Below are 13,389 nucleotides of genomic sequence, written 5' to 3'. Positions count from 1 at the left end.
CGCAACCGCTCTCTGCTCGGGGATCGTCCGTTTTGCCGGTTCGGTCAGTCGGCGCGGTCCATCGCCTCCCGCAGGCTGCGCGGGCGCATGTCGGTCCAGTGCTGCTCCACGTAGGCCAGGGCGGCGTCCCGGGCGGACGGGCCGAACACGGTCTGCCAACCGGCCGGAACCTCGGCGAACTCGGGCCAGAGCGAATGCTGACCCTCGTCGTTCACGAGCACCAGGAATACGCCGTTCTCGTCGTCGAACGGATTCGTCATCGCGATTTCTCCAATGTCCGGGAAATGTCTACCGGGCGGCGAGGGCGCCGTCGGTCAGCTCGGGCCGGCCGGGCACCGGCTCGGACGGTGACGCGCCGAGCGCCACGATCCGGTTGCCCTCGCCGACGTGCACGACGCGGGGCGTGTGACCGGCGAGCTCGGCCTCGGTGAGCATCGCGTAGGTGATGACGATGACCAGGTCACCGGGGTGGACGAGATGCGCGGCGGCACCGTTGACGCCGATCACGCCGCTGCCGGCCGGGCCGGTGATGGCGTAGGTCTCCAGGCGCGCGCCGTTGGTGATGTCGACGACCTGGACGCGCTCACCCTCGACGATGTCGGCCGCCTTCATCAGGTCGGCGTCGATGGTCAGCGATCCCACATAATGCAGATCGGCCTGGGTGACGGTGGCGCGGTGAATCTTTCCGTTGAGCACGATGCGCTGCACTTCGTCTCCTGTCGTGATGCATTCGGCGCGCACGCCGGTCGATGCGTTCGGCGGGCACACGTCATCGGCCCGTACGCGGCGGTAAGGCCCCGTACCGGCTGCCACTGGTGGATCCAGCACCTCGCAGACGAGGAGGAAGATGCCCCGACGGCGGATCACATCCGTCGATTCCTCCGGAACTTAGGCTAGGCTAACCATGGTCGTACGGTCCCGCAAGGTCTTGATCACCATGCGTGTGCCACACCACGCATCCACCCCGGCACCACCGGCCACGATGAACGATCGATCACGTGGCGAAACCGATTTCTCCCCGCATCCGGTCCCGCGTTTCGGAACACTGTCACCGATGACCTCGACGACCCGGCTCAACCGCGCCACACTCGCCCGCCAGCTGCTGCTCGCACGCGAGCCGCTGTCCACGCCGGACGGCGCCCGCCGCGTGGTCGCGCTCCAGGCCCAGTCACCCGCGTCGCCGTACCTGGCGCTGTGGAACCGGCTGTCCGGCTTCGACCCGGCCACACTGGACGCCGCGTTCGCGGACGGCACGGTGGTCCGGGCCACGCTGGTCCGGATGACGCTGCACGCGGTGCACGCGGACGACTGGCCGGTCCTGCACGGTGCGATGGCGCACCGGCTGCGCGACGGCCGGCTCTACGACCAGCGATACCGGAGCACCGGGCTGTCCGATGTGGACGGTGATGGGCTGCTGCCCGCGCTGACCGAGTTCGCCGCGACACCACGCACCGGCGCGGACATCGAGACGATGCTGGCGGAGCGGTCCGGCGTACCCGGGCGGTGGGTGTGGTGGGCGCTGCGCACGTTCGCCCCGCTGCGGCACGTGCCCACCGGCGGCCCGTGGGCGTACGGCCCGCCGCCCGCCACCTATGTCGCCGCTCAGGGCTCGCGGTCACCGGACGAGGCGGCGCAGGACCTCGTCATCCGTTATCTGCAAGCGTTCGGGCCCGCGACGCTCCAGGACATCGGGCAGTTCAGCCTGTTGACTCAGTCAGCGATCCGGCACGCCGTGACCGGGCTCGGCGACCGGCTGGTGCGGCTCGACGGCCGGTTGCTGGACGTGCCGGGCGGCGTCCTCCCGGAGGAGGACACGGTCGCGCCACCCCGCCTGCTGCCGATGTGGGACAGCATCCTGCTCGCCTACGCCGACCGCAGCCGCGTGGTGCCGCCGGCGTACCGCCCGGTGATCTTCCGCCGGAACGGCGACGTCCTTCCGGCCGTGCTGGTCGACGGCCAGGTCGCCGGCGTGTGGCGGGCCACGAGCGACGGCGTCGAGATCACCGCGTTCCACCCGCTCGGCGAGGCGGCCTGGCACGGCCTGACCGGCGAGGCGCGGTCCCTGCGCGCATTCCTGGCAGGCCGCGACCCGGCGGTCTACGCCCGCTACGGCCACTGGTGGCAGAAGGGCCTGCCGGCCGCTGAGGTGCGGGTTCTCACCTGACGAGACGACCATCCACCGGTACGGGCGGGAAGCGCGGCGATCAAGCGGATTCGCGGCGCGGCACGGTGGACGGATTCGGCAGTACGGCACACCGGCGTCCAGTCCGCACGGAAGCGCCGGCGCCGCATCTCGCCGGCCGCGAAACACGAACTAGACCGGCGCATCCACCGGGAGCTGGGGTGAGGGCACCGGGCCGGTGGCCGCCGGGAGCGTCACGCAGAAGCGGGCGCCGCCGCCCGGGTTGTCCTCCACGTGGATCCTGCCGCCGTGGCGCTCCACGATCCGGCGGCAGATGGACAGGCCGAGGCCGGTGCCGGCGTAGCCGTCGGCCGGGTGGGCGCGGTGGAAGTCGTTGAACACCTGAGCGTGGTGACCGGGCGGGATGCCGATGCCACGATCCGCGACCTCCAGGCGTACCCGGCCGTCCGGCAGCACGGTCGTGGTCACGTCGACCCGGGCGGCGCGGCCCGGCGGCGTGTACTTGATCGCATTGCCGATCAGGTTGTCGACGACCTGGCGCAGCATCCCGGCGTCGCCGTGCACCGGCGCTAGCGGGCCGACGTACACCCGCGGCGCCGGGTCACCGGCCGTGGCCAGGCGCTCCGCCACCACCTCACCGGCCAGCGCGCGCAGGTCCACGTCCGCCGGGCGGAGCGCGCCGTCCCGGGCGTGCGCCATGCCGAGCAGGTCGTCGATCAGGCGGCGCATGCGGCGGCCGGTCGACAGCACCCGGCCGAGCGTGCGCAGGTGCTCCTCGGTCAGCTCCGCGTTGACGGACAGGTCGTCGAGCAGCAGGTCCACGTACCCGATGACCATGGCCAGTGGATTCTTCAGATCGTGCGCGACGATCCCGGCGAACGCGGCCAGCTCCGCCTCCCGCTCGCGGAGCGGCGTCACGTCGTAGGCGCAGGAGACCGCGCCGACGATCACCCCGTCCGGGTCGCGCAGGGCGCGCGCGTGGGTGAGCAGCCGGCGCACCGACCCGTCCGGCATCTGCCGGACCATCTCCTCCGCGTGCACCGGTTCGTCCCGCAGCGCCCGCAGCAGCGGCGCGTCCTCCACGGTCAGCGGCGTACCGTCGGGCCGGGTCAGGCCCATCCCTTCGATCGTGTCCCGGACGTGCAGCGCCTCGTGCGGGCCGCTGAACCGCGACCGGCCGGTCCGGTTCATGTGCACCACCCGGCCGGCCGCGTCACACGTCACCACGGTCAGATCCAGCAGATCCAGCACCTGTACGAGGTACGCACGCTCCGCCTCGACGGCCCGCGCGGACGCGCGCAACTCCCGCGTCGCGGCGTCCACCCGCGCGCGGGCCCGGGCCCGGCCGGTGGCGAGCACCCAGATCAGCGCGGCGACGCACACCGCCACCGCGGAGCCGGCCGTGGACAGCACCACCGGCACCGCAGCCCGGGCGGACTGCAGCGCACCGGCCGGCACCGCGAACCGCAGCGTCCAGGCGCGGTTGCCGACCCGGATCGGCATGCTGCCGGTCAGGTCGCGGGTGCCGGACGCGGTGCCGCGCAGCGTGGCCACGTCCGCGCGGGCGCCGCGCACGGTCGCGCTCAGCGTGACGTCGACCAGCTCCGGCGTGCCGGTGTCCAGCGCGCCGGTGAGGAAGTCCAGGCCGCGCAAGCCCATCAGCACCCAGCCGGCGAACTCGCGCGCGCCCGGCTCCGGCGTGATGAAGACCGGCGCGGTCACCACGAACGACAACTGCCGCGCCTCGACCGGCACGTCCGCGTCGCGCAGCAGCCAGTACGCGTCGGACACGGTCAGCCGCCGGCCGTCCCGCGCGCCGCGCAGCGCCGCCACCGCCTCGTCCGCGGTGGACACGTCCGCACCGGCCATCTGATCGTCACCGCCGTCCAGCGGCGCGTCGAAGATGAAGAACACGTGCTCCGGCGCGGCCACGTCGACCGGGCGCAGGCTCAGCCCGATCGCGCCGCGCGCCCGCCACCGCCGCTGCGCCTCCACCACGTCGCCGCGGGCGACCGGGGCCAGGAACGCGACCGTGGTCGCGCCGGGCAGCAGCATGCGCTCGACCGGCGCGACCGCGGTACCGAACACCGGCGCGGTCACCACGGACCGGTTGCTCAACGACGCCGCTACCAGCGACACCGCGTCCGTGTAGCGCCGGGCTTCGGCCGCGAGCCGGGTCGCGATCGTGTTCGTCCGCTCGCGCAGCTGCTCCTCGGCCGCGTCCCGCTGCCCGGCCGCGACGATCCCGCCGGCCGCCAGCGCGAGCACGATCCCGGCCACGGCGACGAGGACGGCGAGCACTGTGGCGCCCCGCCAGCCCGCCCACCCCCGGCCGGTCGACATGCCCGCACTATCGGCACTCGGGCGCTTTTTCTGAGTGCTTCTGCCGTTTGGGCGATTTCCCGGCGCCGCACACGGTGATGACCACCTTGCCGCGCGCGTGGCCGGTCGCGATCCGGGCGTGCGCGGCCGGGCCCTCGGTGAGCGCGTACTCGGCGGCGACCGGGATCGCCAGACGGCCGGCCTCGGCCAGCCGGCCTGCCGCGGCCAGGGCGGCGGGCACGCCCGCCGGGTCGACGCGCAGCAGTTCCACGCCGTGCACGGCGTTGCGGGCGACCAGCGTGCGCACCGTGGCCGGGCCGCCGGTGAGCGCGACCAGCGCGCGGACCTCGCCGTGGCCGCCGACGTCGAGTGCGGCGTCCACCCGCGTACCGATGCGCCCGGCCAGGCCGGGGCCGTAGGCGACCGGCTCGGCGCCGAGGTCACGGAGGAACGCATGGTTCGCCGGGCTCGCGGTGCCGATCACGCGGGCGCCGCGGGCCACGGCGAGCTGGACCGCGACCGCGCCCACTCCCCCGCTCGCGCCGTCGAGCAGCAGCGTGGTGTTCGCGCGGACGCGCAGCTCGGTCAGCGCGTGGGTGGCGGTGGCGACGGCGGCGGCCGCGCCACCGGCCTGCGGCCAGGTCCAGGCGGCGGGCTTGGCGGCCCACAGGTCGAGGACCGCGTGCTCCGCGGTGGTGGCACCGGCCGGGCGGATGCCGTAGACCTCGTCGCCCAGCCGCACGCCGTCGACGCCCGGGCCGATCTCGTCGACCGTGCCGGCGGCGTCGAGGCCCACCACGTACGGCAGCGGAATGTTCTTGAACGCACCGGAGCGGACCGCGTCGTCCGCCGGCGAGACTCCGGCCGCGCGGACCGCGATCCGGACCTGGCCGGGGCCGGCGTGCGGCGCCGGGATGTCGCCGACGGTGAGGACCTCGGGGCCGCCGTGGGCGGTGAACAGCAGTGCCTTCATGGTGTGTGCTTTCGTTGTCGTCGGAACGATCGCGGCAACCGTAGGAAGCGGGGAGGTGCGGCGGCCATGGATCGCGGCGAACTGAGAGACGGCACCCCGAAGCCGTCTCGGAACCACGACAACCACAGACCTTCGCGGGTACGGCGGGACGCCACGTCCGTGCGGGACGCGGCGCCGGTGCGGATGCGGCGGGATGCGGTGGCCAACCGGCGGCGGATCCTGACGGCGGCGCGGCGGCTGTTCGGGCCGGGTGGCGACGCGGTGCTGGTGCGCGACGTGGCGCGGGACGCGGGCGTGTCCGCGGCGACGCTCTACCGGCACTTCCCGGCGCGGCGGGACCTGATGGACGCGGTGGTCGCGGAGCAGTCACGGGCGTGCGACGCCTCGGTGCGCCGGGCGATCGCAGACCCGGACCCGGCACGGGCGCTGCGGGCGTACGTGGAGCACGCGTTCCAGGCGCAATCGGACGGCGCCGTGCGCACCGCCGCGATCCGGGCGGCGACCGCGGCGCTGCCGGGCCACGCCGGCCGGATCGCCGCGTTCCGCCAGGACCTCGCGATGCTGGTCGGCCGCGCCCGCACGGCCGGCGTGCTCCACTCGGACGTTACCGCGGCCGACGTGCTGCTGGTCATCGCCGCGGGCGCCGGCGCCGGCCTCCACCCGGACACCGGCACCCCCGAGTACCGGTCCGCCCGCGCCCGCCGCCTGGCGGACATCGTCCTGACCGGCCTGGGCCTGCCGTCACCGGCGTGAGTCCGGCGCCCGTTCGCCCCGCCCGGCCCCGGGGTGAAGGGGGCCCGGCTGCAACCGGTACCCCCTTCGGTCCGAAGCTCGCCCGCCCGTGCAGACGGCTCGGAGATCTCAGTGTCCCCGCATCTGTCCACGCCGTGGCGTAAGAGCACGCGAAGCTCGACGAGCAACTGCGTGGAGGTTGCATTCACCACGAACCACACGGTTCTGATCAGGGACTCCAAGGATGCGGCCGGGCCTCGGCTCACCGTCTCGCCCGCCGCGTGGACTGGCTTCGCTACGCCGGCGGGCAGGTGGAAATCTTCGTCACGAGAGCTTCCTGAGTGAGTCCTCGACCAGGGCGACGCTTTCCTCAACCGAGGCACTGATCGTCTCCAGCGACCAGAACTTCTTCAGGTAGGGCGCGACCAGATGGGCACCTCCATCGATGATCGAGTCACCCATCTGGTATTCCACGAAGGCGATCTCTTCGTCTTCCGGTGCCGCGAACTCAAGAATCATCAGACTCCCCCAGAGTCCGAGACGCTCTCCGTTCCGGAACGGGATCACCCTGATCTCGACATTGCCGAGGTCCGCAACGGAGAGCAGCTTACGAAGCTGACTCGCCATTGCGTTCCGGCCGCCGACATGCCGTTGGAGCACCGCCTCGTCGAGGATGAAGAGGCTTTCGGAGCGTCTTCCCTGGTCAGGGTTGCCTGCCGGTCCAGTCGCGCTTAAACCCGCCTGGCGAGGACCTCCTCGGTGTCCGACGGGACGGGGTGGAGCCGCATCAGCGCGGTGGTGTATTCCTCGGTCTGAAGCAGCCCGGGAACCAGCACCGGCTCGAAGGATCTGATGGTTGAGGCGGCACCCTCGTATTGGAGCCAGGTGAGCAGCGGAGCGGACAGAATGTCGCTGTATCCGCCGTACAGCTGGCGGCGTGCGTACCGGGCGATCTGAATGAGGTTCTGTATCTGTGCGGGGTCGGTCACGTTGTAGTACGCGAGCAGTGACCGTAGGTCGACGACGGTTATGCCGGTCTCGCCGGACTCCAGTCGGTGCAATTTTGACGGTGCCCAGTCGAGTGCCGCGGCGACGTCCCGCTGTGACAGCTGGCGCTCGTCGCGCAGGGTTCGCAATGCGGTGCGGAGGCGGCGGCGCAGCATGATGGGGCTCGCGTGCTGGATGTCCACGGTTCCGCCTCTCGGCCATCGACTCACTGCGTTCGATGATGCCGCATTCCTACAAAGAGTTGAAGCGTGACTACTTTCTGCACCTTTCGTCGGTGGGGATCACTCTTCGTGGCAATGGCGTGACCGGCGTCGGGACAGCGGCTACCTCTGCACGGTGTAGTGCAGTTGCGCGAAGCCGCCGCCGGCGTCGGTGGCGGATGTCAGGTGCAGGGGGACGTCCTGCGGGAGGTGACCGAAGAGGGGATGGCCGGCGCCGATCAGGACGGGGGCGATGCTGAGGATGAAGGCGTCGATGCGGCCGGCGCGCAGGAGGCTCTGGATGAGGCGGCCGCCGTCGGGGTAGACGTGGCGGACGCCGCGGCTGTCCAGGTCGGCGATGAGGTCGGGCAGGGTGCGGTAGACCGTGACGCGCGGGTCGGCGTCGGCGGCCAGGGTGGTGCTGAGGACACCGACGTGACGGTTGCCGTAGGGCCAGTTCTCCGGGCCGAAGGAGACCGCCGTCCGGTACGTGTTGCGGCCCAGCACGACGGCGTCGACCGAGTCGAGGAACGCGGTGAAACCCAGATCGCCGGCGCGCTCGCCGCGGGAGGTGAGCCAGGTGATGTCGCCGTCGGGACGGGCGATGTAGCCGTCGAGGCTGGTGCCGATGAAGACGGTGGCGGTGAAGGTCATGCGGTTCTCCGGAGCAGGTGGTCGAGGTCGTCGTGGAGCTGGGCGGCGGGATCGCCGTCGCCGGTGAGGGCCCACCGCAGCAGCGAGCCGTCGATGGTGATCTTGATGGCGCGGGACAGGCGGGCCACGTCGGTGCGGGGCGGCAGCTCGGCGGCGGTGACGGCGGCGGCGAGCAGGTCGCGCAGCGCGGCGTCCACCGCGTGCGCGTGTGCGGCCGCGTGGGCACGGAACTCCGGGTCGGACAGGTCGAGCTGGAGCATGCCGAGGTGGTTGGCCATCTCCTCGGGGGTGGACATGGCGGCGGCGTACTCCTCGGCGACGGCGCGCAACGCGGCCAGCGGTGAAGCATGCGCGGCCAGAGCCCGGCGGTAGGGCGCGGCGGCGTGGGCGGCCTCGTGCGCAGCGAACGCCAGCAGCAGGCCGCGCTTGGAACCGAATCGCTGGGACAGCGTGGCCGGGGAGACACCGGCCTCGGCGCCGACGTGCGCCAGGGTGAGGCCGCCGGGACCGTGGGCGCCGATGGCGCGCCCGGTGGCGGCGAGGATGTCGGTGTCACTGGTGGTGCGCGGCCGGGCCATGTCGCCCCCCCTCTCCCGGCGACTGTATCAGTTAATAAATGATCAGTCATTTACTAACGGCGCAGGAGCGGGGGCGCACGGGGTGTGCTCGTGCGCCGCGAAACCGGCAGGGAGGAGCGCCGGCGACGACCGGGGCCCAACGCCACTCAGCTTGTTTTGATCTTGAAGCGGGCCCGGTGGGGCCGCGATTCCTGCCCGGCGCAGATGCCGTCCTGTCCGGTTCGGCGGGCAGGGGGCGGACGCGGTGGGGCGCTTCGTGAAGAACTCAGGTCAGAGTCCATGATCGACTTGAGCTAAGCGGTATTGGGCGCCGGTCGTCGCCGGCGCTCCTCCCAGCCGGTCCCGCTCCGATACCGGGAGTGCACACCCGTACCGCCCCGCCGATCGCGTGCTTCGCGTGCGACAGGTCCCGGACCGATGCCGATGATGCATGCGCGCACTCCGGGTGGCCGATTTGTACGGATCGAAGGAGTCGCCGGCGGCATACGGATCTCGTACCGCACCACCGGGCCGGCCGCCGCCGTACCGCCGCGCCCGAAATATCGTGATATCGGGGGCGAGGTGCCCGGCGGCTCTCGGCCGGCCCGGGGCGGAGGCGGCGCCGCCGGCCCTGAGTGATCAATCAGTGGTGCGAAAAGGAGATCAAATATCGAAGTTGACCTCCTTTTTGCTCCACTGATTGATCACTCAGGTGAACGGGCGGGATTCCCGTGGGCACGGACACTGGAAGGCGGCGCCAGACATGGCGATATTTCGGACGCGGGCTTCGCACGCGCTCCGGGGCAGCCACGGCGTGTCGCCACTGCGCAGCGCCGCGTCGGGCGTGCCGCGCGACCCGACGCCGCGCTTCGCGCGTCCGCGTGGCGCCCGGCGCCCGTGCGGTGCCGGCGTGCCCGCGCCAAACCGGGTCGCACCTCCGGGCCGGATCGCACCTCCAGACCGGATCGCACCTCCAGACCGGGTCGGGTCTCCGCGCGGGCCGGGTCTCCGGGGCATGCCGTGCGCCTTCGAAGTTTGGACCGTGCGCTGGTGGTGAGGCATTTCGACTGGTTGCCTGGCGGCGAAGGGGGCGCAAGGGAAATGTCGGTATTTGGGCAGGGCGGGCGGTCAGGTAAGCAGAGCAGAGCGATGGCGGTGGCGGGCTTGCGGCCAGACCGGCGGGAGGAACGCCAGCGACGACCGGCACCCCATGCCACTCAGCATATTTTGATCTTGAAACGGACCCGATGAGGGCCGCGAGTCCCTGGCCGGCGTGAAGAGCCAGGTCAGAGCCCATAATCAACTTAAGCTGAGTGGCATCGGACCGGGGCCCGCGGGAGCGTGCGGAACCCGCGCCGCCGGAAGCGGGAAAACCCGCTTCCGGTCTCAGTAGCCGTAGATCATCTTGTAGGCGACCTCGGGCAGGAACTGGCCGGCCGAGGAGCCGCCGCCGACGCCGCAGTTGCCGTCGGACTCGCCCGGCGTCTTGAGCCAGAGCAGCATCTCGGCACCGCCGCCGAGCTGGGTCGGGGTGCCGATCCGGCGGCCGGCCGGGTTGCACCACTGACCGTTGGCGCCGTTGCCGTTGCGGCTGGTGTCGATCACGAACGGCTTGGTGTGGCCGTAGTTGCGCAACGCCGCGGCGACCTGGCCGCCGTAGTTGGTGTTCTCGCCGGTGGTGAAGTAGTTCGACACGTTGAGCGCGAAGCCGCGCGCGTTGCCGATGCCCGCGGTGTTCAGGCGCTGCGCCATGGTCTGGGCGTTGACCCAGCCGGGGTTGCCGGCGTCCAGGTAGGCCCAGGTGTTCGGCGCCTTGGACCGGAACTGCGCGACGGCGCGGGACAGCATGCCCACCCGGTCGTTGATCTGCGACTGGTTCATGCAGCTGAAGTCGCCGAGCGAGTCGGGCTCGACGACCACGACGGCGGGGCGGTTGCCGATCGCGGACGCGAAGGACGAGATCCACGCGTCGTACGCTGCGACGCTGCCCGCGCCGCCGCCGGAGTGGCCGCCGCACGCGTCCCGGCCAGGGATGTTGTAGGCGACCAGCAGCGGCAGCTTGTCGACCGCGTCCGCGGCCGCGACGTAGCCGCCGACCGCGCCCGCGATGTCGCCGCTCCAGTTGCCGAACCAGCTGGCCATCGGCCGCTGCGCGATCTGGGTGCGGATCGCCGCGGCACGCCCGTCGCCGGGGTTGGCGGCCACCCAGGACGCCGGGCTGGAGTTCGGGTTGACGTAGAAGCCGCTGGTCTGGCTGATCGGGTCGGCGTGCGCGGCGGGCGCGCCGAGCAGGACCGCGGGGATGGTGAGCGCCAGCGCGGCGGCCAGCGTCCAAGGACGGATCAGACGTGTCATTGTCACTTCTCCCGAGGCAGGTTTACTGGAAGCGCTTCCAGTTATATTCATCAATCTAAAACCGTCCGGGGCAAGGAGCAACCCATCGATGGTACGAACCGATGCGGCGCCGGGCCGGAAGCGCTTCCGGGATCGCCGGGCGCCCGTCCGGGTCGATATGATCGATCGGCGTTCGCTCACGGCGGGTGGGAAGGGCCGGGCATCGACATGGCGGCAGAGGCGCTCCGGCGGCAGCCCACCCTCGACGAGGTGGCGGCGCGGGCCGGTGTGTCCCGGTCAGCGGCGTCCCGGGCGATCAACAACGCGCCGCACGTCAGCCGCGCCACCCGGGCCGCGGTCGAGCGGGCCGTCGAGGAGCTCGGCTACCTTCCGGACCGCACCGCCCGCGCGCTGGCCACCCGCCGAACCGGGATCGTCGCGCTCGCGGTCTCGCACGACGATCCGCAGCTGTTCGCCGACCCGTTCTTCGCCCAGGTCATCGTGGGCGTGTCCGCGGCGCTCGAGGAGACCGACCTGCACCTGCTGCTGTGCCTGGCCAGCGCGGGCCGCGGGCGGGCCCGGCTGACGTACCTGCTGCGCACCCGGGGCGTCGACGGCATCATGCTGATGGCGCTGCACGGCGACGACCCGCTGACCCGGATCGTGCAGCAGGCCGGCCTACCGGCCGTCTACGGCGGCCTGCCGGCGCACTTCCGGCCCCGGTGGTACGTCGACGCGGACAACGCCGGCGGGGCCCGGCTGGCCACCGAGCACCTGATCGGGCTCGGCCGCACCCGGATCGTCACCATCACCGGCGAGCGCGGCACCGAGGTGGCCGAGGCCCGGCACCGCGGCTACCGGGAAGCCCTGATCATGGCCGGGCTCACCCCGCACGGTACCGCGGAGGGGGACTTCACCGAGGCCGGCGGCGCGGCGGCGATGACCGCGCTGCTGGAGCGGCACCCGGATCTCGACGCCGTCTTCGCGGCCAGCGACAACATGGCCGCCGGGGCGCTGCGTGCGCTCGCCTCGGCCGGCCGGGCCGTACCGGCCGAGGTGGCGGTGGTGGGCTTCGACGACCTGGGCATCGCGACCCGCACCGATCCGCCACTGACCACGGTGCACCAGCCGATCCAGGCGCTGGGCGGCGAGATGACCCGCATGCTGCTCGGGGTGATCGACGGGCAGGACCGGGTGCCGGTCGTCCTCCCCACCCACCTGGTGCGGCGCGGTACGGCCTGAGCCGGCCGGGTCAGGGTTGCAGGTCGGTCGGCGGGGTGTCGCGCCACTCGGCCAGCAGGACGGTGGCGTCGTCCTGGAGCGTGTCGTCCTGGTGGGCGAGGATCGCGTGGACCAGGCGGCGCGCGGTCTCCGGCGGCGGCAGCCGGTCCGCGACCGCCTTGACCGCGAAGTCGATCAGCCGGTCCACGCCGAACAGGTCGCCGTCGCGGGACCTGGCCTCGGTGATGCCGTCCGTGTAGAGCAGCAGCTGGTCGCCGGGCTCCAGCATCTCCTCGACCACGACCGGGGCGCGCAGGTCACCGAGCGGTACCGGCAGCGCGGTCGGTGTCGGCAGCACCTTGACGACCTTGCCGCCGCGCAGCACGATGCCGCTCGGATGACCCGCGGAGATGACCTTCAGCACGCCGGTCCGCTGATCCAGCTCGGCGAGCACCGCAGTGATCATCCCGGCCCGGTCGTAGGCGCGGACCGCGCCGTCGATGTGATGGTAGGTGCCGATCAGGTCCAGGCCGGAACGGCGGGCGTTGCGGTACGCGCCGAGCGCCATCGTGGCCAGCATGACCGCGCGGGTCCCGCCGGACGAGCCGTGCCCGGCCGCGTCGAACAGCGCCAGGTGCGCGATGTCGCCGTTGACCGCGTAGTCGAACGCGTCCCCGGCCACGTCGTAGCAGGGCTCCAGGATGCCGCTGACCACCAGCCGGTCGGTGGCGAACGTCAGCGGCGGCAGCTGGGCGCGCAGGATCTCGGCCGGCAGCCGCATCGGCTCGCGGCGGCGTACCCGCTCGACGGTGTCGGTGTAAAGGCTCCGGGTCTCGACGATCTCGCCGAGCAGCGAGGCGACCGCCTTGCAGTCCTCGACCGCCTGCGCGGTCAGCGGCGCGTCCGCGACCACCTCGAGTACGCCGAGGCGCTCGGCGCCGTCCAGCACCGGCACCCAGGCCCTTACCCGGTCGTCGCCGTCCACCGTGATGGTGTCCGTGTAGCTGTACGCGCGGCCGGCCAGCGTCCCGTCGACCAGCAGCGGCTCACGGGCCGGTGTGCCGGGGCCCAGCAGCGGAGTGAGGTGCCGCTGCTGGTGATCGACCAGGTAGATGATCAGGGCGGTGGCGTCCAGCTGGACGGCGGCGGCCATCACCATCCCCGGCAGGTCCTCCGGCCGGGCACGATGTGACTGGTGCAGCAGCTGCCGCACCACTTCCAAGCTGCTCATGCCGCCTCCGGCCG

14 protein-coding genes are annotated in these 13,389 nt (G+C 72.3%); 4 read left to right on the top strand and 10 right to left on the bottom strand.

Annotated elements, in window-relative coordinates; all coding sequences use genetic code 11:
• Positions 1–44: 44 nt before the first annotated feature.
• Both J2S42_RS38505 and panD read right to left on the bottom strand, forming a co-directional pair.
• A complete protein-coding gene (locus J2S42_RS38505) occupies positions 45–260 on the bottom strand; it encodes an MbtH family protein (RefSeq protein WP_307247482.1) in 216 nt (71 codons plus the stop codon).
• Between the two features lie 28 nt (positions 261–288).
• The gene (gene panD, locus J2S42_RS38500; RefSeq protein WP_307247480.1) at positions 289–708 is read right to left on the bottom strand and encodes an aspartate 1-decarboxylase; all 420 of its coding nucleotides are present in this window, start codon (positions 706–708) and stop codon (positions 289–291) included.
• Positions 709–1,054: 346 nt separating this feature from the next.
• Here panD and J2S42_RS38495 point away from each other — a divergent pair, with 346 nt between their 5' ends.
• Positions 1,055–2,164, top strand: coding sequence for a winged helix DNA-binding domain-containing protein (locus J2S42_RS38495; protein ID WP_307247478.1), 1,110 nt, complete (start codon positions 1,055–1,057; stop codon positions 2,162–2,164).
• A 150-nt stretch (positions 2,165–2,314) separates the two neighbouring features.
• Here the strand turns inward: J2S42_RS38495 and J2S42_RS38490 are convergent, their stop codons facing one another.
• Positions 2,315–4,486, bottom strand: coding sequence for an ATP-binding protein (locus tag J2S42_RS38490; protein ID WP_307247476.1), 2,172 nt, complete (start codon positions 4,484–4,486; stop codon positions 2,315–2,317).
• Between the two features lie 7 nt (positions 4,487–4,493).
• Entirely contained in the window at positions 4,494–5,438 is a 945-nt protein-coding gene (locus J2S42_RS38485; protein WP_307247474.1) for an NADP-dependent oxidoreductase, read from the bottom strand.
• A gap of 66 nt (positions 5,439–5,504) precedes the next feature.
• On the opposite strand from J2S42_RS38485, the gene J2S42_RS38480 reads away from it, so the two are divergent.
• Entirely contained in the window at positions 5,505–6,191 is a 687-nt protein-coding gene (locus J2S42_RS38480) for a TetR/AcrR family transcriptional regulator (RefSeq protein ID WP_307247472.1), read from the top strand.
• 33 nt (positions 6,192–6,224) lie between these two features.
• The gene (locus tag J2S42_RS38475; RefSeq protein WP_370879347.1) at positions 6,225–6,515 is read left to right on the top strand and encodes a DUF397 domain-containing protein; all 291 of its coding nucleotides are present in this window, start codon (positions 6,225–6,227) and stop codon (positions 6,513–6,515) included.
• Here J2S42_RS38475 and J2S42_RS38470 read toward each other — a convergent pair.
• The 5 genes from J2S42_RS38470 to J2S42_RS38450 form a co-directional block, all read right to left on the bottom strand.
• Complete coding sequence (locus tag J2S42_RS38470) at positions 6,495–6,845, bottom strand: Scr1 family TA system antitoxin-like transcriptional regulator (protein ID WP_307249265.1); 351 nt, start codon at positions 6,843–6,845, stop codon at positions 6,495–6,497. The genes J2S42_RS38475 and J2S42_RS38470 overlap by 21 nt on opposite strands.
• 56 nt (positions 6,846–6,901) lie before the next feature.
• Positions 6,902–7,360: a Scr1 family TA system antitoxin-like transcriptional regulator gene (locus tag J2S42_RS38465; RefSeq protein ID WP_307247468.1), complete on the bottom strand. Its 459-nt coding sequence runs from the start codon at positions 7,358–7,360 to the stop codon at positions 6,902–6,904.
• Positions 7,361–7,501: 141 nt separating this feature from the next.
• Positions 7,502–8,032 carry a dihydrofolate reductase family protein gene (locus J2S42_RS38460; protein ID WP_307247466.1) on the bottom strand — a complete coding sequence of 177 codons (531 nt, stop codon included), beginning with the start codon at positions 8,030–8,032 and terminating at the stop codon, positions 7,502–7,504.
• The gene (locus J2S42_RS38455) at positions 8,029–8,610 is read right to left on the bottom strand and encodes a TetR/AcrR family transcriptional regulator (protein WP_307247465.1); all 582 of its coding nucleotides are present in this window, start codon (positions 8,608–8,610) and stop codon (positions 8,029–8,031) included. The genes J2S42_RS38460 and J2S42_RS38455 overlap by 4 nt, the downstream gene beginning before the upstream one ends.
• 1,365 nt (positions 8,611–9,975) lie before the next feature.
• Positions 9,976–10,944 carry a glycoside hydrolase family 6 protein gene (locus J2S42_RS38450; RefSeq protein WP_307247462.1) on the bottom strand — a complete coding sequence of 323 codons (969 nt, stop codon included), beginning with the start codon at positions 10,942–10,944 and terminating at the stop codon, positions 9,976–9,978.
• A 207-nt stretch (positions 10,945–11,151) separates the two neighbouring features.
• Here J2S42_RS38450 and J2S42_RS38445 point away from each other — a divergent pair, with 207 nt between their 5' ends.
• A complete protein-coding gene (locus tag J2S42_RS38445; protein WP_307247461.1) occupies positions 11,152–12,165 on the top strand; it encodes a LacI family DNA-binding transcriptional regulator in 1,014 nt (337 codons plus the stop codon).
• Positions 12,166–12,175: 10 nt separating this feature from the next.
• Here J2S42_RS38445 and J2S42_RS38440 read toward each other — a convergent pair whose 3' ends face one another.
• On the bottom strand, positions 12,176–13,375 hold the full coding sequence (locus J2S42_RS38440; protein WP_307247459.1) for a PP2C family protein-serine/threonine phosphatase: 1,200 nt from the start codon (positions 13,373–13,375) through the stop codon (positions 12,176–12,178).
• Between the last annotated feature and the right edge of the window lie 14 nt (positions 13,376–13,389).

The sequence above is a fragment of the Catenuloplanes indicus genome, from assembly GCF_030813715.1.
GTDB classification, from domain to species: domain Bacteria; phylum Actinomycetota; class Actinomycetes; order Mycobacteriales; family Micromonosporaceae; genus Catenuloplanes; species Catenuloplanes indicus.
This window is presented reverse-complemented; position numbering and strand designations above follow the sequence as displayed.